Origin of the sequence: Aureimonas sp. N4 (assembly GCF_001463925.1) — a bacterium.
GTDB classification, from domain to species: domain Bacteria; phylum Pseudomonadota; class Alphaproteobacteria; order Rhizobiales; family Rhizobiaceae; genus Aureimonas; species Aureimonas ureilytica_A.
The window spans coordinates 97,727-115,163 of the sequence record NZ_BBWS01000036.1 but is presented as its reverse complement, the minus strand read 5'-3'; the positions used below and the strand labels follow the sequence as shown (position 1 = coordinate 115,163).

Sequence of the window (17,437 nt, the reverse complement as noted above, 5' to 3'; positions counted from 1 at the left end):
GCCCGCAAGCCCCGCCAGCCTATGACAGGTCGTGCAGATCCTTGCCCAGATGCGGCTGGAGCGTCCAGTCCGAGAAGCGGACCTGAAGACCGCCGCGCTCCGGCGTGCAGGCCATGGGACCGACGCTGTAGCGCTCGGCTCGCGGAAACGGGCAAAGGCGCAGGAGCGGCCAGCGCTCACCATCGGGCGAAATCTGGAGGCGCAGCACGCCGGCTTTCAGCGACACGCGCAGCCAGACATCCGACGCGTCCCCCTCGAACGGGCCGGTTGCCCAGTCGGAGCGCCCATCGGTGACGACGCTGCCCGCCATCGCCTGCCCGTCCGACATCTCGACGCCGAACTTCACCCAGCGCTCGGCATCCAGCCGCACCATGAGACCGGCCTGATCATAGAGACTTTCGAAACGGGCGCGCACGCGGACCTGTGCGGTGAAACCATCGGATGTGTCGAGGCCGAGATGATGGCCGCTGTCGCGCGTGAACCCGTAATGCGTTTCGCGCCAGAAGTCGGTCGAGGGGCCGGTGGTCAGATCGAGAACGCCGTGTTCCAGCGCATGGGCGGGCGGCTCGTTCAGCCAGATGCCTCGGTCGAGTCCGTTCATTTCAAGTCCGTTCATCCGATGTCTCCTCCCGCGTCCACGGGAGCCGGCCCCGTGGATCGACCTTCGATCAGCGGCACATCCCAGACCTCCACGAGGTCGGCGGCCGGCGTGCCCTGACGGCGCTCGATCGCCATATCCGCAAGACGCCGCCCCGCCAGGCGCACGCTGGAGCGCAGAACCGTGAGGTCGGGCGCGGCGATCTCGCTCGGCAGGGCGGCGATCACGTCGTCATGGGCCATCAGCGAGATGTCGTCCGGCACGCGCAGGCCCGCCGCCGCGATGGCGCGGGCCGCGCCCGTCGCCATCAGAACCGAGGAGCACAGAAACGCCGTCGGCCGCGCGCCCGAGGCGAGCATCCTGCTGGCGGCGGCAAAACCCTGCGCGAAGGTTTGCGGCCCCTGTGCCATCAGGTCCGGGCCGGGGGCGAGTCCGGCTTCGGCCAGGGCGCGGACATAGCCCTCGCGCCGGTCCACCGCGTAGGCATAGATTTCTTCGCCGTTGAGGAGCGCGATCCGGCGATGGCCGAGTGCCGTCAGATGGGCGGTGCCCTTGAAGAACGCGCCGAGATTGTCGACGCTCATCGAGGCGACGGCTTGGCCGAGCAGCGGTCGCCCATGGCAGACCACGGGAAAGTCGATCTCGGCGAGATCGGCGGTGTCGGGCCGGTCGAGAATGGGCGACAGAAGCACCAGCGCATCCACCGCGCCCGAGCTCACGATGCGCTCGCAGGCCGCCCGCTCCTCTCCCCTCTTGGTCGGAAAGAGATGGATCGCCATGCCTCGCTCCGCCGCCGTTTCCGCGATGCCGGTCAGGAGATCGGTGACGATCGGATTGTCGAGCATATTGTCGGCGATGCCGAACAGGAGACCGATCGCGTCCGCGCGGCCTGTGGCGAGGCGCTGGGCCGAGAGGTTCGGGCGGTAGTTCAGCCGCTGGGCCGCGTCCAGAACACGGTGCCGCGTCTTCGCGTTGACTTCGGGATAGCCGTTCAGCGCGCGGCTCACCGTCGCCGGCGACAGGCTGAGATAGTCTGCGAGGTCCTTGAGATTGCGGATCATCCCGCCACTTATCCCGTTCCACGATCAACGCCGCCCGAGCGCAACCTGCAAGCGACAAACCAATCCATGCCATGTTGACACAGAGTTTAAAGCGCTTCAAATTCAATGAAAGCGCTTTAAACAGTGCCGGGACGCAAATTTGTGGGATCATGCAGGGCCGGAGCGGAACCGGCGGAGACCCTGAGCCGCCGCATCGTCGCCAGGGAGGGCGACGGGGCGGAAGGCGGCGCTGATCGGAACGAAACGGGAGGACATCATATGCTGAAAGCATTCGCCGCAGGGCTCATCGCCGCCACGATTCTGGGAAGCGCCGGCGCTCACGCCGAAACCTTGAGCATCGCGCTCGGATCGGTCGGGCGCGACGTGGACGAGATGCGCGGGCAGCTCGACGCGTTCGAGAAGGCGTCGGGCCACAAGGTGACCATCGTCACCATGCCGGCCTCCACGACGGACCAGTTCGGCCAGTATCGGCTCTGGCTTTCGGCCGGCAACAAGGATGTGGACGTCTATCGCACCGACGTCATCTGGGCGCCCCAGCTCGCCGCCAATCTCGTGGACCTGTCCGGCCCGATGAAGGACGTGATTGGCCAGCACCTGCCCGCGGTGATTCAGTCGCAGACCGTGGACGGCAAGCTCGTCGCCATGCCGCTCTTCGCCGATGCGCCGGCCCTCTACTACCGCAAGGATCTTCTGGAGAAGCACGGGCGCCAAGTTCCCAAGACCTGGGCCGAGCTGACAGAAACCGCCAAGTTCGTGCAGGACGCCGAGCGACAGGGCGGCAGCGCGCAGATGAACGGCTTCGTGTTCCAGGGCGCGGCCTATGAAGGTCTGACCTGCGACGCGCTGGAATGGATCGCCTCCAATGGCGGCGGCCAGATCGTCTCGCCCGAAGGCGAGATCACCGTCAACAACCCGAAAGCCGCCGCCGCGCTCGATATGGCGCATGGCTGGGTCGGCACGATCGCCCCGCAGGGCGTGCTCGGCTACATGGAAGAAGAGTCGCGCGGCGTCTGGCAGACCGGCAACGCCGTCTTCATGCGCAACTGGCCCTATGCCTATCCGCTGGGCAACGCGGCCGACTCTCCCATCAAGGGCAAGTTCGACGCCGTGCCCCTGCCGGCGGGCGAGGGCGGCCAGTCCGCCGCGTGCCTCGGCGGCTGGAACCTCGCCATCTCGCAATATTCCGAGCACAAGGACGCCGCGATCGAGCTGGTCAAGTTCCTGACCTCGGCCGAGGCGCAGAAGTCCCGCGCGCTCGGCACCGCGCGCCTGCCCACTATCCCCTCGCTCTACGAGGACCCCGAGATCGTGGCGCAGCAGCCGCTGGTGGCCAAGTGGAAGAGCGTCTTCGAAAACGCGACGCCCCGCCCCTCCGCGCCCACCAAGGCCAAGTATAACGAAGTCTCGCAGCAGTTCTGGACGGCGGCCAACAAGACGCTGGCCGGCCAAGGCGACGGTGCGGCCAACCTTCAGGACCTCGAACGCCAGCTGCGCCGTCTGAAGCGTAACGCCTGGTAAGCTTCCGCCGCTGAGAGAACGGTGCCTTCGCCCCCGAGGCGAAGGCACATGGCATGAGCCCTTTCGACGCCGCGCCGCCACCCCGGCCGCGCGCCGGCTCGACCTCTCCCCTTTGCGAGGCGCTTGCGATGTCCAACGCCACACCCGGCGCACCCCCCACCCGGAAAAGCTTCGAGGCCGAGCCCAAAGCCGGCCTGCCCGCCCCGAGCGCGCCATCCGCTCCGGCAGGCCGCTCGGCCCTGACGCGCCAGCGCCGGCGCGCCGCCTGGCTCTTCCTTCTGCCCATGCTGCTCGTTCTGGCGCTGGTCGCGGCCTGGCCGCTATTCCAGAGCATCCAGTTCTCCTTCACCAACGCTCGCCTGTCCGACCTCGAAGGCGCGCAGTTCGTCGGCTTCGCCAACTATTACGAGTGGGTGGACTATGGCGGCGGAGAGGGTGAAGCCTTCGGCCTGCTCGCCGATCCCATCTGGTGGCAGGCGGTCTGGAACACGGTGCGCTACGCCATCATCTCGGTGTCGATCGAGACGGTGCTGGGTCTCATTTTCGCGCTCGTCTTGAACGCCGAGTTCAAGGGCCGCGCCCTCGTGCGCGCCGCCGTGCTGATCCCCTGGGCCATCCCGACCATCGTCTCGGCCAAGATGTGGGCCTGGATGATGAACGACCAGTTCGGCATCCTCAACGACATGCTCGTGAAGCTCGGCCTCATCTCCGCGCCCATCGCCTGGACTGCCTCGCCCGACACGGCCATGATCGCCGTGATCATCGTGGACGTCTGGAAGACCGCGCCCTTCATGGCGCTGCTGATCCTCGCCGGGCTTCAGATGGTGCCGGGCGACGTCTACGAGGCGGCGAAGATCGACGGCGTGAACCCGGTCAAGGTCTTCTTCAAGGTGACGCTGCCGCTGATCCGCCCGGCGATCCTCGTCGCCGTCATCTTCCGCGCGCTGGATGCGCTGCGCGTCTTCGATCTGATCTACGTGCTGACGCCCAACAACCCGCAGACCAAGACCATGAGCGTCTATGCGCAGGAGAACCTCTTCCAGTTCGACAATTTTGCGCAAGGCTCGGCCGCCTCGACCATGCTCTTCCTGGTGATCGCGATGATCACGCTGCTCTACATCAAGACCGCCCGGCTCAATCTTGCAGGAGGCCAGTGATGAGCGCTCGAACCCTCCAGCGCGCGGCCGGCCGCGTCGGCTTCTACGCCCTCGTCATTGCCATCGTCGTGTTTTCCGTCTTCCCGTTCTACTACGCCATCCTGACCAGCCTGAAGAGCGGCACCGATCTCTTCCGCATCGACTATTGGCCGCGCGCCATCACGCTCGCCAATTACGAGGGCGTGCTGTCCACCGGCACGTTCCTGCGCAACATCCTGAACTCGCTGATCGTCGCGGTCTCTGTGGTGGCGATCTCGCTGTTTCTGGCCGTCACCGCCGCCTACGCGCTGTCTCGCGTCTCGTTCCGGGGGCGCGGGCTCCTGCTGCTCACCATTCTCGCCGTGTCGATGTTCCCGCAGATCGCGGTGCTGGCGGGCCTGTTCGAGATGGTTCGCGCCATGGGCCTCTACAACACGCTCTTCTCGCTGATCTTCGCCTATATGATCTTCACCCTGCCCTTCACGGTCTGGGTGCTGACCACCTTCATGCGCGATCTGCCGGTCGAGATCGAGGAGGCGGCGATCGTGGACGGCGCCTCGCCCTTCACCATCATCCGGCGCGTCTTCCTGCCGCTGATGTGGCCGGCGCTGGTGACGACCGGGCTTCTCGCCTTCATCGCCGCCTGGAACGAATTCCTCTTCGCGCTGACCTTCGTGGCCAACAACGACACGCGCACCGTGCCCGTCGCCATCGCGCTTCTGTCGGGCGCGTCCGAACAGGAAACGCCCTGGGGCACGATCATGGCCGCCTCCGTCGTCGTCACGGTGCCCTTGATCGTCCTCGTCCTCATCTTCCAACGCAAGATCATTTCCGGCCTCACCGCAGGCGGCGTGAAGGGTTAGTCCCGATGCTCGATACGCGAACCCAAGACACTTCCACCGAGAGCGCGGCGATCCATTCGGCCACCGCCCCGGACCGCGACTGGTGGCGCGGCGCGGTGATCTATCAGGTCTATCCCCGCTCGTTTCAGGACTCGAACGGCGACGGCGTGGGCGACTTGCCCGGCATTACCCAGCGCCTGCCCCATATCGCCAAGCTCGGGGCGGACGCGCTCTGGATCTCGCCCTTCTTCACCTCGCCGATGGACGATTTCGGCTACGACGTGTCGGACTATCGCGACGTCGATCCGATCTTCGGCACGCTTCAGGATTTCGACATGCTGGTGGCGGAAGCCCATCGGCACGGGCTCAAGGTCATGATCGACCTCGTTCTCTCCCATTCCTCCGACCGCCATCCCTGGTTCGTGGAAAGCCGCAAGGACCGCACCAACCCACGGGCGGACTGGTATGTCTGGGCCGAGCCCAAGGACGACGGCTCGCCGCCCAACAACTGGATGTCGAATTTTGGCGGCTCGTCCTGGGAGTGGGACGCCGGGCGTCAGCAATATTACCTCCACAACTTCCTGATCTCGCAGCCCGACCTCAACTTCCATAATGCAGACGTTCAGGACGCGATGCTGGATGTCGTGCGCTTCTGGCTCGACCGGGGCGTGGACGGATTTCGGCTGGATACGGTCAATTTCTACTTTCACGACGCCGAGCTTCGCGACAACCCGCCTCTCCATCCCGACAATTGGAACGAGCGCACCGCCCCGCGCGACCGGCCCTACAACCGGCAGGACCATCTCTACGACAAGAACCGGCCGGAAAATCTCGGCTTCCTCAAGCGCTTCCGCGCCCTGCTCGACGAATATCCGGCGGCCACGGCGGTCGGGGAAGTCGGCGAACTCATTCGCGGTGTCGAGCTGATGCGCGAATATACCGAAGGCGGCGACCGGCTTCATATGAGCTACGCCTTCGACTTCCTGAACACGGAGCTGCCCGCGATCGACGATATCCGCCCGGTGATCGAGCGGTTCTTGGACGGGGGCACGGACGCCTGGGCCTGCTGGGCCTTTTCCAACCATGACGTGACGCGCCACGCCACGCGCTGGGCGGACGGGCAGGACGACCGGGACGCCGTGCTGAAGCTCGCCGCCGCGCTGCTTCTCTCGCTGCGCGGCTCGGTGTGCCTCTATCAGGGCGAGGAACTGGGCTTGAGCGAGGCCGAGATTCCCTTCGAGGATATCGTGGACCCCTGGGGCAAGCGCTTCTGGCCCACGATCAAGGGCCGCGACGGCTGCCGCACGCCCATGGTCTGGACCGCCGCCGTGCCGAATGGCGGCTTCACCACGGCCGCACGCCCCTGGCTGCCTGTGCCCCCCGAGCATCTGCCGCTGGCGGTGGATGCGCAGGAGGGCGTGGCGGGTTCCCTGATGGAGACCTATCGCAACTTCCTCGCCTTCCGCCGCCGCCACCCGGCGCTGGTGAAAGGCGACATCGCCTTCCACGATCTCGGCTCGGACTGCCTCGCCTTCACGCGCCGGCAAGGATCGGACGCGCTGCTCTGCGTCTTCAACCTGTCGCGTCGCGAAGCCGAGATCGACGTGGATGGGGATTTCCCGGGGGCGCGTCTCCTGAGCGAAGCGGGCGCGTTCGGCGCGCGGTACGAGACGGGCCGCCTCGCGCTCGCGCGACATGGCGCCGCCTTCTTGCAGCTGGATTGATCGACAGGGGGAGGACGACCAATGGCCCATCTCAAGCTGAGCGGCGTGCAGAAGCGCTATGGCGCGGTGGAGGTTCTGCACGACATCAATCTCGACATTCCCTCGGGCGAGTTCGTGGTCTTTGTCGGCCCGTCCGGCTGCGGCAAGTCCACGCTTCTGCGCACCATCGCGGGGCTGGAAGAGATTTCGGGCGGCACGTTCGAAATCGACGGGCGCGTCGTCAACGAGGAAACACCCAAGCAACGCTGCGTCGCCATGGTGTTCCAGTCCTACGCGCTCTATCCGCACATGAGTGTCTACGACAACATGGCCTTCGGCCTGTCGCTGGAGAAGGGACAGTCCAAATCCGAGATCGATCGGCGGGTGCGGGAAGCAGCGAAGATGCTGCAGATCGAGCCCTATCTCGACCGCCTGCCCAAGGCCCTGTCGGGCGGTCAGCGCCAGCGTGTCGCCATCGGCCGGGCGATCACGCGCGATCCGAAGGTGTTCCTGTTCGACGAGCCGCTGTCCAATCTCGACGCCGCCCTTCGCGTGCAGACCCGCATCGAGATCGCGCGCCTGCACGAGCGGATGCCGAACACGACGATGATCTACGTCACCCACGATCAGGTCGAGGCGATGACGCTGGCGGACCGGATCGTGGTGCTGAACAAGGGCCATGTCGAGCAGGTCGGTACGCCTCTGGAACTCTACAACGATCCCGACAATCTCTTCGTCGCGCGCTTCATCGGCTCGCCCGCCATGAACATCCTGCCGCTGGCGGCCGATGGTAGCGGCGGCTCGGTCTTGAAGGGAAGCCGCTTGCGGGTGCCCGTCTCGGCCCCCGCCGGGGCAGGCGGCGAATTCCATCTCGGCGTGCGGCCGGAGGACCTGTCGCTCGCGGGCGCAGGAGAGGACGCCCTGATCGAAGGCCAGGTGGCGCTGACCGAGGATCTGGGTGAGGTGACGCTGGTTTATGTGGATGTCGGACTGACGGACGAGCCTGTTGTCGCCAAGCTGCCGGGCAGCGTCACCCTTCAGCGCGGCACGAACCTGCGCCTTGCCGCCAGCGCGGACAAGCTGCGTTTCTTCGGCGCGGACGGGCGCGCCCTCCGCCCGCCGCTCGCCCCGACGCGGTTCGTGGCGGCAGGCTGAGCGCGGAGGCGGCGAGAGCCTGACGCGCCGCGCCGGGGGCGATCGCATAACGGGAAGCGCTTGCCTCCGCCCTGACGGCGGGGTGCGTCCCCCTGCCCGATCCCGGATCTGGGGAACCGGCGGATTTGAGCCAACGCGCTTTACCGGATCGCAAAGCGATGGAGCCTAAGGTCGGCCACATCGGGATCGACGAGGGACGAGTCATGGCACGCAACGAGGATCGGACAGCCGAAGCGTTGTCGCGGGACGATCGCGCCGATGCCGGCTTCACGCTGGTCGAGCTTCTCGTGGTTCTGGCGATCATCGCGATGATTGCGACGCTCGTCGGCCCCCGCGTGCTCGGCTATATCGGCACCGCCAAGGCCGACACCGCGCGCACGCAGGTGCACAATCTCGCCAATGCCGTGGAACTCTACTACCTCGACACCGGCGCCTATCCGCAAGCCGACAAGGGCTTGGCCGCCCTCATGACGAATGACGGCTCGCCCGGCTGGAACGGCCCCTATCTCAAGAACCAGAGCGGCCTGACCGACCCATGGGGCCGACCCTATGCCTACGAAGTGTCTCCCGGCGGCTTCCGCATCGTCTCGCTCGGCCGCGATGGCGCACCCGGCGGCACGGGCGAGGACGCCGATATTTCGGGGCCTTGATAGGCGGAGCCGAAGCGGATTCGAGCGGAGGCCGTTCATTCGCAATGAAGGGCGGGAACGGCAGTCGTCGCCTTGGCTTCGACCGATCGCGTTCCAACGTTAGCCCCCGTCCCGACAATCGTTCCGAGCCGTCGCTCGAGCGCTTGCCTACCGCCGCCGTCGCCGATCCTCGAATTTCCGGCCAAACCACCGGGCCGAGAACGATGATGTGTTTGGGGTCTGGGCGAGAAGCGAGGCGCGCGTGAGGCGACGGCGCATCGGCGGTGCGGTCGCGACGAAATATCCTCCACAATGCACAGCCAAGGACTCTGCCGAAACGCGCGGGGAGGATCAGCGGAGCCTTTGGTTTGCACGCAGATCGAGCGGGCTTTGCTTGAACGGATGTCGGCGGGCACGACACGCTGGAAATTCCCGTACCAGCCCGCGCCTGGAACAGCCTTATCCGCGAGACGGCAGTCGGACCGCTTGGGCTTGCTGTGGGCCTTGAGGCAAAACTCGTGTTGGATCAACGACGTTGGAGGCGTCCGGCCGCGACCACATTCGAGGCGACATTCCCGGTCTGTGGCCCACGGCCCTATGAGGATTGGCAGTTTCGAACCCGCCGCGGGCGGTCGGCAGGAAAGAGCCGGCGCGGCGGCGGTGACGAACGACAAGCGTCGGGCGTCCGCCAAATGGTCTTGCCACGTTCCACCGAACTGACGCGGATCGAGCCCTCAAAAGGCGGATCGCTGCCGGCGATCGGGACCGCGATAGGGGGCGGCGGCCGAGGGGGCAGGCAGGAGAAGCCGGATCGCGAGGGCGGCCGCCAGCATCCCGATCAACCAGACGAGCAGAATCGCGCCGAACCCCGCGCCCTGGTTCCATTCGCGCAGGACGCCCAGCGCGAAGGCCACAAGCCAGGAGGTCGCGGACACGGCCCCGCACGCGATGAACAGGCGCCGCTCGCGCCCGCGCCAGCGCCCGTCGATGGCGCGGGCAAGGGACTGGGAAAAGGGCGACAGGACACGGGTGTGCAGCACGAAGGCGTTGGCGGTCAGCGTCGTCACCACCACGATCTTGGCCCAGAGTTTGGGGCTCGCGAGGAAGCCCGGATCGCTCGATACGGCGAGCGCCGTCAAAGCCGCGCCCGAGGCCCAGAGGAGGCCGAAGCCGACCATCACCACACGCCCGCCTGCGCCGAGGATGCTCGGCGCATAATCGGGCGCGCGCCCGGCGCGCATCCAGCCCAGAAGATTCCCGTCCAAGAGAAGCGTGGTGCCCAAGCCAAGGCAGAGGCCGATCAGATGCACCATGCGCAGGAGCGAACGGAGTTCGACGGGCGGCAACGACCAGTCGGACAGCGCGCTCGCCCCGCCGCCATGAGCCGCCATTTCGAGCGGAAGCGAGCCGCGCAAATCCCAAGCGCCGCTCGGTACGGCCTCGGCCGCCTCCACAGTGAGCAGGAGCGCGAGGGCGACCAGAAGCGACGGCAAGACGGTCGGACGAGGCGGCATGGCAGCCAGGATCGAGACGGCGACAGGCGCGGCCCTTCGGGCGCAGCCCGAAGGTGACACGAAGGAACGAGCGCCGCGCGTTCCCCTATCGCCCATACCCGACCTCACTGAGCGGATGAGCGATCAGGGCGGCGGGCGGAGGCCGGTCGTGCCGAGCAGGGCCCGTCCGGTCCCAGCGCCCGAAACAAAGGCGCGGACTGCGGAAGCGCCAAACGCCGCGATACGGCGACGCCGCGCCGCATCGACGGGCCAGCCCGCGTGGCGGCTGCGTATGGGTCGGCCGGGACCGACGACATCACCAACCCATTGTCCATGCCAGTCCCTCCTCTTCCGGCCCCGAACCCTATGCCCTTTCCGCTAAAAGACCGTTTCGAAGCGGACTGGAGACGGCGGACGAGACTGAACAGAACCGAACGAAAACCTTACGAGGTCGACGCGAGAGGTCTTCTCCGGGTGGGCGACGTTGTGCGTCGGGGAGCGCGAAGCGTCTTCCCCGCCCCTCCCGGAGACGCGCCGGTCGACCCCGAAGCGCGTCAGCGTTTCAGGCGCGGCAGGAAGATGGTGGCAAGGCCCAGAAGCGGGAGATAGGAGGCGACGCGATACACGAATTCGATGCCGCGCGTATCGGCGAAATTGCCGAGGAACGCCGCCCCGAGACCGCCCGCGCCAAACGCGAAGCCGAAGAAGATACCGCCGACCAGGCCGACCCGGCCGGGCAGGAGCTCCTGCGCGAAGACCACGATGGCCGGAAAGGCCGAGGCCAGAACGAGACCGATCACGACGGTCAGAAGCGCGGTCATGGGCAGGTTGGCGTAGGGCAGCATCAGCGCGAAGGGGATGACGCCGAGGATCGAAAACCAGATCACGAAGCGCGCGCCGAGCTTGTCGCCGATCGGCCCGCCCGCGAAGGTGCCGACCGCCGCCGCGCCAAGGAACAGGAAGAGCATCAGCTGCGCCTCGCGCACCGTCAGGGCGAATTTGTCGATGACGAAGAACGTGTAATAGCTCGACAGGCTCGCCAGATAGACGTTCTTGGTCGCCGTCAGCAGAATCAAGATCGCCAGGGCCCAGAGCACCTTGCCGCGTGGCAGGGGCAGCGTCCGGCTCGCCGCCGGGCGACCCGCATGAGCCTTGCGATGGGCCGCATACCAGCGCCCGGACCAGGACAGGATGACGATGCCCAGAAGCGCGATCGCCGCGAACCAGGCGATGCTCGACTGGCCGAAGGGCAGAACGATGAAGGCCGCGAGCAGCGGGCCGATCGCGGTGCCCGCATTGCCGCCGAGCTGAAACAGCGACTGCGCAAAACCATGCCGCCCGCCCGAAGCCAGCCGCGCGACGCGCGAGGATTCCGGGTGGAAGACGGCCGAACCGAGGCCGACGAAACAGGCGGCCACCACCAGAAGCGGGTAGTTGTGGGCGTGGGCCAGCAGGATGAGGCCGAAGAGCGTGCTCGTCATGCCCACAGGCAGCGAATAGGGCATGGGCCAGCGATCCGTCACCAGACCCACCACCGGCTGCATCAGCGAGGCGGTGATCTGGAAGGCCATGGTGAGGAGCCCGATCTGTGCGAAGTCGAGCGCGTAGTTCTGCTTCAGCAGCGGATAAAGCGAGGGCAGCAGCGACTGCATGATGTCGTTGAGCATGTGGCAGCCGCTCATCGCCACGAGGATCGAGAAGGTCGCCCGATCGGGAGACGCTTTCGAGGGCAGGGCCATATCGCTCATGATCGCTCTCTTCGGATACCAGGCGGCAGAGCGCCGGCCCCCTGGCCCCGCGCGATCTGTCCGCCACGCTTACCTTTGGTCCCTCAGGGGCCGCTTCGTCAACGTGCCTCGGCACCTCGCTGAGACGCGGAAATTCTAGCCGGCTGGCGCGACGCCCCGCCCGTCGCGTCAAGCCAACTTCGAGCGCGCGGGCCTTGCGCTCAAAGCGTGAGCGCTCTCTGTTCGATGCGTGATGGAGATCTCGCGCTCTCGTCGAACTTATCGGCGCGCCCGCGTTGGGCGACCGTTCTCCCGTTCGATATGAGCCTCGCGTAAGACGCGAACCATCATCATACTGTCGCGATAGCCGAGACTGTAAATCTGGATGGCAACCGGCTTCGAAGCATTGTCTTTCGAAGAGCGAAACCTCCAGAGAGAGCGATACGAATAGTATCGATCATAGTCCGCAAGATTAAGTGTTCTGCCATCTCGCAGGTCAGTGAGGAACGTTTGCCCCATCAACAGGATCGGCCGTCCCTGCACGTAAAAGAGGAACTCCCTCAAGAAGGCCTTGGCCGGAGGGAGCGTATGGAGAGCGCAGACGGCGGCGATCAGGGCACAGAACAGAACGAAATCGAGGAAAATTCTATTCGTATGAATTTTTGAAACAACGGCATAGATCACCATAATGGTAAAGATGACATGCGCCAGGAAACCAAGCCATATCGAACCGCCGGCATATATCGCGACGGCTTCATTTTCGTCGGGAACAGGGATGCTGCTGTCGCGAAAATTTCGCCACGCCCAGATGCCGATGAGCAGCATGGCTGAAACGACGAAAATCATGTAGATGACAACGATGATCAACGAGGCATTCTCTTGGTCTCCCGTTCGACATCGCCTGTCGTGGCTATGATCGTGGCCTCACGATCTCAAAAATAGATCGGCGACTCCTTGTCGGCGATGCCCTGACCAGTTGCGCGATACGATCATTCGGTCGGCGCAGCCATGCATGGCGCGGCGTTATGTGTCTGCCCGCGGTTTCTCACGCGGGTGTCGACGCCCTGACCACGTTATCCTACCCCTTGGCCAGTCGCAGCCCCCCAGTTCAGAGAATGAGCCCGTCATTCCAGGGCACAAGGACGCTCGGTCGCCAGCGCAGTTCTCGAAACCAGAGGCGTCCAACGCTTGTCTGGGCCGACACATCAAAAGACGTGATCGACATCTCCCGCGATTGGCTCCATGCTCACTGGGAGAAGTCGGCCTCCAGCGGCTGCGCCGATCCTTGGAAGCGCGCGTCGAAAGGCCGAACGTGAAGACGAAGCGAGACGGCCGATCCTTTGCGGAAACCCGGCCGAACGATAGACCTTTGTCCAACGGTTCTTTTCGGTGCGTCCCCTGGGACGGCGCATGAATCATCCCGTCTTGATGGAACGTCGGGGACAATTCGAGACCCCAGGCGAAGCCGAGGCGTTGCGGGCCTTTCTCGCGCCCCTGTTCGACCTCACCCTGATGCACGACGCCCCCGTTTCCATAAGCTGCCACGCGCGCGCCACGGGCGGCGGGCTTGTGGTCCGCCTGGACGCCGGATCGCTTGAACTCGAGCGCGCCGTGGGCGCGGCGCGGCGCGGCGGCTGGGATCATCGCCTCGTGCTGCTCGTGTCGGCCGGGTCTTGCGACAGCATCGTGCGGGAGCGCGTCCAGCCGCTGCGTTCGGGCGACATCGCCTTGTTCGACATGGCGCGGTCCTTTCGGCTCAGCATCCAACGCCCCGCCAGCCTCGTTCTGCTTTTTCTGCCGCGAAGCACGCCGCTGGAAAGCCTGCCGCCGCATGGCCGGCATCTTCCGGCGGAGGATGTGATGAATGGGCTGATCGTGCCTCCGATCCGCTTGCTGGCCGACAGTCCGGCCCCCCTGTCCCCAACGGAAGCCTGCGCCTTGATCGATGCGATCGCGCTTCTGGCCCAAGCGCCGCCGCCGGACGCACCGGATCGGCTGACCGATCTCTGGGCGCTTCTGGACGCTTGCGCCACCAATGCGGAGTGGCCTCCGGGGCGCATGGCGGCGGCGCTCGGCTTGTCACGGACGGGCCTGTATCGCCTGGCCACGTCCGAAGGCGGCGTCAGCGCGATGCGGCAGGATGCGCGGCTGCGCCACGCCGTCATGCTTCTCATGGATCCATCGGGCCCGGTCCGCGCTGTGGCCGACGTCGCGCTCGCGTCGGGCTTTGCGTCGCCGGCGCATTTCTCGCGCTTGTTTCGACAGCGCTTCAGCCTCTCGCCGCTGGAATTTCGAACGCGCGTCCGCGACAGCGGCGAAGCCAGGCTCGACCCGCGCTTCGCCCTGTGGCTGGAGCGTGAGCCGAACGGGGTCGCCCCTTCCTGAGTGGGCAAGAGCGGGGCCGCTTCGGCGCGGAGGGATTGGCCCCCCGCAGCCCTTCCGCGGGCCGGAACGGACGGAGGATCACCGGCCGGATGATCGATCCATCCCGTCCCTGAAATTCCCACAGCCTGATAGTAAAAGGAAATATTAGAAGATTTCTAATATAGGCGCCACGGGCCTTTGCTGTCTTCCAAAACAAACAAAGAACCTGAGCCAGCTACTCTTGTTTGGCGCGGGGCTATGCTTTAGGGAGCGGACGCACCTCATCTTCTCAAGGAATCGAACCTTGGTCTCCCGGACGTCCCTCGCCGCCGTATCGAGCCTGCTTGCGCTTCTGAGCGCCGCCGCGTCCCCTGCCCTGGCCGCTCAGACGCAATACCCGCTGAAGATCGAGAATTGCGGCGTCGAAGTCACGTTCGACAAGGCGCCGACGCGCACGGTGGCGCTGGGCGCCAACAGCGCCGAAATCCTGCTCCTTCTCGGTGTGCAGGACAAGCTCGTCGCCAGCGCCTTCTGGCCGAGCAAGGTCATGCCGGAGCTGGCCGCCGCCAACGAGAAGGTGAAGGTGCTCACGGTCGAGATCCCGACCTTCGAGAGCGTGCTGGCCGAGGAGCCCGACTTCATCGCCGCGCAGACCGTGCTTCTGATGGGGCCCGAGAGCAAGGTCGCCAAGCGCGAGGACTATGCCAAGCTGAACATTCCGACCTACCTCTCGCCCAGCACCTGCGCCAACAAGCAGGACACCAAGGACATCTACGGCAGCCGTTCCGAACTCTGGAACATGGACGCGGTCTACAAGGAGATCGACGATCTTTCGCGGATCTTCGACGTTCAAGACAAGGGACAGGCCGTCATCGCCGACTTCAAGCAGCGCGAGGCGGCGCTGCGCGAGAAGGCCAAGGCGCGCGGTAAGGACTATTCGTACCTATTCTGGTTCTCCAGTCCCTCCCCGTCGGCCGACGCCTATCTCACCGGCAAGCTCGGACCCGGCGGCTATATCGCCGATCTTCTGGGTGGACATAGCGCCGTCGAGAGCGAAGCCGAATGGCCGACCATGGGCTGGGAGGGCATCATCGCCACCAATCCGGGCGTGATCGTCGTGGCCGATCTCGATCGCAACCGCTGGGCGCTGGACAAACCGGCCGCCAAGATCGAATTCCTGAAGACCGACCCGGCCGTCAGCCAGCTCGACGCGGTCCAGAAGGGGCGCATCGTAGTAATGGACGGACAGGCCATGAACCCCACGATCCGCACGATCCGGGGCGCCGAGCAGGTCGAGAAGCAGTTGGAAGCCCTGTCGGCAGACTCGAAGTGATATCATCCGCCTTGGCAGGATTCAGACAGCAGGCCGGTTTCGGCCTGCTTCTTGCGTTTTGCGCCGTGCTGACGCTCGCCGCCATCGCGCTGAGCGTGCGCACGGGCGACCTGCCGATCTCGCCGGAAACGACCTTCTATGCCGTGACCAACAGCCTGGGCTGGACCCATGTTCCGCTCAATCGCATCCACGAAAGCGTGGTGATGGATTACCGCCTCAGCCGGGCGCTCGCGGCGGCCTTCTGCGGGGCGGGGCTGGCGCTGTGCGGTGCGGTGCTGCAATCGCTCCTGCGCAACGCATTGGCCGAGCCCTATGTGCTCGGCATCTCGGCCGGCGCATCGACGGGCGCGGTGTCGGTCGTGGTGATCGGGCTGGGCGCGGGGGCGCTGACGCTCTCCATGGGCGCGTTCGTCGGAGCCTTCGTGGCGTTTCTCTTCGTGGCGCTCCTGTCCAACGGCACCCGCGGGGGCACGGATCGAACGATCCTGTCGGGCGTCGCCGCCTCGCAACTCTTCAACGCGCTGACCTCCTATATCGTCACCACGGCGGCCGACGCGCAGCAGGCGCGCGACATCATGTTCTGGCTGCTCGGCAATTTCAGCGGCGTGCGCTGGCCTGACGTGCAGCTCGTCTCGGTGGTGGTGCTGGCCGGTCTGGTCCTCTGCCTTCTCTATGCGCGCGTCTTGGACGCGTTTGCTTTCGGGGATGACGCCGCCGCCGCGCTCGGCATCCATGTCGGCCGCACCCGGATCATCCTGTTCGCGGGAACGGCGCTGATGGCGGCGACCATCGTCAGCATGGTCGGCTCGATCGGCTTCGTGGGCCTCGTCGTGCCCCATGCCGCGCGCTTCCTCGCCGGCCCGCTCCACACGCGCCTTCTGCCGGCCTGCGCCATCACGGGCGCGATCTTCATGGTTCTGGCCGACACGGCCTCGCGCGCCTTGATCCCGCATCAGGTCCTGCCCGTGGGCGTCGTCACGGCGCTGGTCGGCGTGCCCTTCTTCTCCCTCATCCTCTATCGGTTTCAGCGCCCCTCATGAGCATCCTTGCCGACAACATCTCCTGGCGGATCGGCAAGAAGACCGTGGTGGACGGCGTGTCGCTCCGGGCCGAGCCCGGCAAGGTCCTGGGACTTCTCGGCCCCAACGGCTCGGGCAAGACCTCGCTGCTGCGCATTCTGTCGGGCCTGCGCCAGCCGCACGAAGGGTCGGTGCGCCTCGACGGCACGGAGATGCGCACCATCGGCCGCCGGGCGCTGGCCCAGCGCATCGCCTTCGTGGAACAGCACGCCAACACCACGGCGGATCTCTGCGTGATCGATGTGGTCAAGCTCGGCCGCTTTCCCCATCGCTCGCCCTTTGCCGGCTGGGGCGCGGCCGACGAAGCGGCGGTGAACCAGGCGATCTCGCGTGCGGGCCTCGAGCACAAGCGCCATGATCGCTGGCAGAGCCTGTCGGGGGGCGAGCGGCAGCGCGTTCATATCGCACGCGCGCTGGCTCAGACGCCCACGGAACTGCTTCTGGACGAGCCGACCAACCATCTCGACATTCATCACCAGATCAGCCTGCTCCAGCTGATCTCCAGCCTGTCGCTCACCTGCATCGTGTCGCTGCACGACCTGAACCATGCGGCCATGTTCTGCGACCGGCTGATCGTCATGAACCAGGGCCGTATCGTCGCCTCGGGGTCGCCGGACGAGGTGATGACGGAACGCCTGCTGCGCGATGTCTTCGCGGTGGACGCCCGGGTCGAAGCCTCGCCGCACCATTCGCGCCCGCATGTGCAGTTCCTGCCCTTCCAGCCGGGCGTCACGTCGGCCAGTCCGCACCGGGGCTGAAGATCGGCCGCACGATCCTCGGGTCGATCGTGCGGCCTTTC

General features: G+C 66.0%; 15 protein-coding genes. 10 read left to right on the top strand and 5 right to left on the bottom strand.

What is annotated here, in order from left to right; translation table 11 throughout:
- Positions 1-19: 19 nt before the first annotated feature.
- Positions 20-616 (bottom strand): DUF1349 domain-containing protein, encoded by a 597-nt coding sequence (locus tag AUL28_RS11155; protein ID WP_244493491.1) that lies wholly within the window; start codon positions 614-616, stop codon positions 20-22.
- Positions 613-1,659: a LacI family DNA-binding transcriptional regulator gene (locus AUL28_RS11150; RefSeq protein ID WP_062232441.1), complete on the bottom strand. Its 1,047-nt coding sequence runs from the start codon at positions 1,657-1,659 to the stop codon at positions 613-615. The genes AUL28_RS11155 and AUL28_RS11150 overlap by 4 nt, the downstream gene beginning before the upstream one ends.
- 258 nt (positions 1,660-1,917) lie before the next feature.
- On the opposite strand from AUL28_RS11150, the gene AUL28_RS11145 reads away from it, so the two are divergent.
- The 6 genes from AUL28_RS11145 to gspG all read left to right on the top strand — a co-directional run bounded on the left by AUL28_RS11145 (position 1,918) and on the right by gspG (position 8,663).
- On the top strand, positions 1,918-3,177 hold the full coding sequence (locus tag AUL28_RS11145; protein WP_062232439.1) for an ABC transporter substrate-binding protein: 1,260 nt from the start codon (positions 1,918-1,920) through the stop codon (positions 3,175-3,177).
- A gap of 128 nt (positions 3,178-3,305) precedes the next feature.
- A complete protein-coding gene (locus AUL28_RS11140; protein ID WP_082640404.1) occupies positions 3,306-4,334 on the top strand; it encodes a carbohydrate ABC transporter permease in 1,029 nt (342 codons plus the stop codon).
- The gene (locus tag AUL28_RS11135; RefSeq protein WP_058598706.1) at positions 4,334-5,176 is read left to right on the top strand and encodes a carbohydrate ABC transporter permease; all 843 of its coding nucleotides are present in this window, start codon (positions 4,334-4,336) and stop codon (positions 5,174-5,176) included. The genes AUL28_RS11140 and AUL28_RS11135 overlap by 1 nt, the downstream gene beginning before the upstream one ends.
- A gap of 5 nt (positions 5,177-5,181) precedes the next feature.
- Positions 5,182-6,879: an alpha-amylase family glycosyl hydrolase gene (locus AUL28_RS11130; protein ID WP_062232437.1), complete on the top strand. Its 1,698-nt coding sequence runs from the start codon at positions 5,182-5,184 to the stop codon at positions 6,877-6,879.
- A 21-nt stretch (positions 6,880-6,900) separates the two neighbouring features.
- The gene (locus AUL28_RS11125) at positions 6,901-8,013 is read left to right on the top strand and encodes an ABC transporter ATP-binding protein (RefSeq protein WP_062232435.1); all 1,113 of its coding nucleotides are present in this window, start codon (positions 6,901-6,903) and stop codon (positions 8,011-8,013) included.
- Positions 8,014-8,216: 203 nt separating this feature from the next.
- Complete coding sequence (gene gspG / locus AUL28_RS11120) at positions 8,217-8,663, top strand: type II secretion system major pseudopilin GspG (RefSeq protein ID WP_058598804.1); 447 nt, start codon at positions 8,217-8,219, stop codon at positions 8,661-8,663.
- Between the two features lie 713 nt (positions 8,664-9,376).
- Here gspG and AUL28_RS11115 read toward each other — a convergent pair.
- From AUL28_RS11115 to AUL28_RS11105, 3 genes are all read right to left on the bottom strand, one after another.
- Positions 9,377-10,252 carry a hypothetical protein gene (locus AUL28_RS11115; protein ID WP_156419968.1) on the bottom strand — a complete coding sequence of 292 codons (876 nt, stop codon included), beginning with the start codon at positions 10,250-10,252 and terminating at the stop codon, positions 9,377-9,379.
- Between the two features lie 437 nt (positions 10,253-10,689).
- Positions 10,690-11,874 carry an MFS transporter gene (locus tag AUL28_RS11110; RefSeq protein WP_062219185.1) on the bottom strand — a complete coding sequence of 395 codons (1,185 nt, stop codon included), beginning with the start codon at positions 11,872-11,874 and terminating at the stop codon, positions 10,690-10,692.
- A 267-nt stretch (positions 11,875-12,141) separates the two neighbouring features.
- Positions 12,142-12,729 carry a hypothetical protein gene (locus AUL28_RS11105; protein ID WP_062232431.1) on the bottom strand — a complete coding sequence of 196 codons (588 nt, stop codon included), beginning with the start codon at positions 12,727-12,729 and terminating at the stop codon, positions 12,142-12,144.
- A gap of 543 nt (positions 12,730-13,272) precedes the next feature.
- On the opposite strand from AUL28_RS11105, the gene AUL28_RS11100 reads away from it, so the two are divergent.
- From AUL28_RS11100 to AUL28_RS11085, 4 genes are all read left to right on the top strand, one after another.
- A complete protein-coding gene (locus tag AUL28_RS11100; RefSeq protein WP_062232429.1) occupies positions 13,273-14,247 on the top strand; it encodes a helix-turn-helix transcriptional regulator in 975 nt (324 codons plus the stop codon).
- A 283-nt stretch (positions 14,248-14,530) separates the two neighbouring features.
- On the top strand, positions 14,531-15,559 hold the full coding sequence (locus AUL28_RS11095) for an ABC transporter substrate-binding protein (protein ID WP_062232427.1): 1,029 nt from the start codon (positions 14,531-14,533) through the stop codon (positions 15,557-15,559).
- Positions 15,560-15,603: 44 nt separating this feature from the next.
- Positions 15,604-16,599, top strand: a complete 996-nt coding sequence (locus AUL28_RS11090; protein ID WP_244493493.1) for a FecCD family ABC transporter permease — start codon at positions 15,604-15,606, stop codon at positions 16,597-16,599.
- Entirely contained in the window at positions 16,596-17,396 is an 801-nt protein-coding gene (locus AUL28_RS11085; protein WP_062232425.1) for an ABC transporter ATP-binding protein, read from the top strand. The genes AUL28_RS11090 and AUL28_RS11085 overlap by 4 nt, the downstream gene beginning before the upstream one ends.
- Positions 17,397-17,437 lie beyond the last annotated feature (41 nt).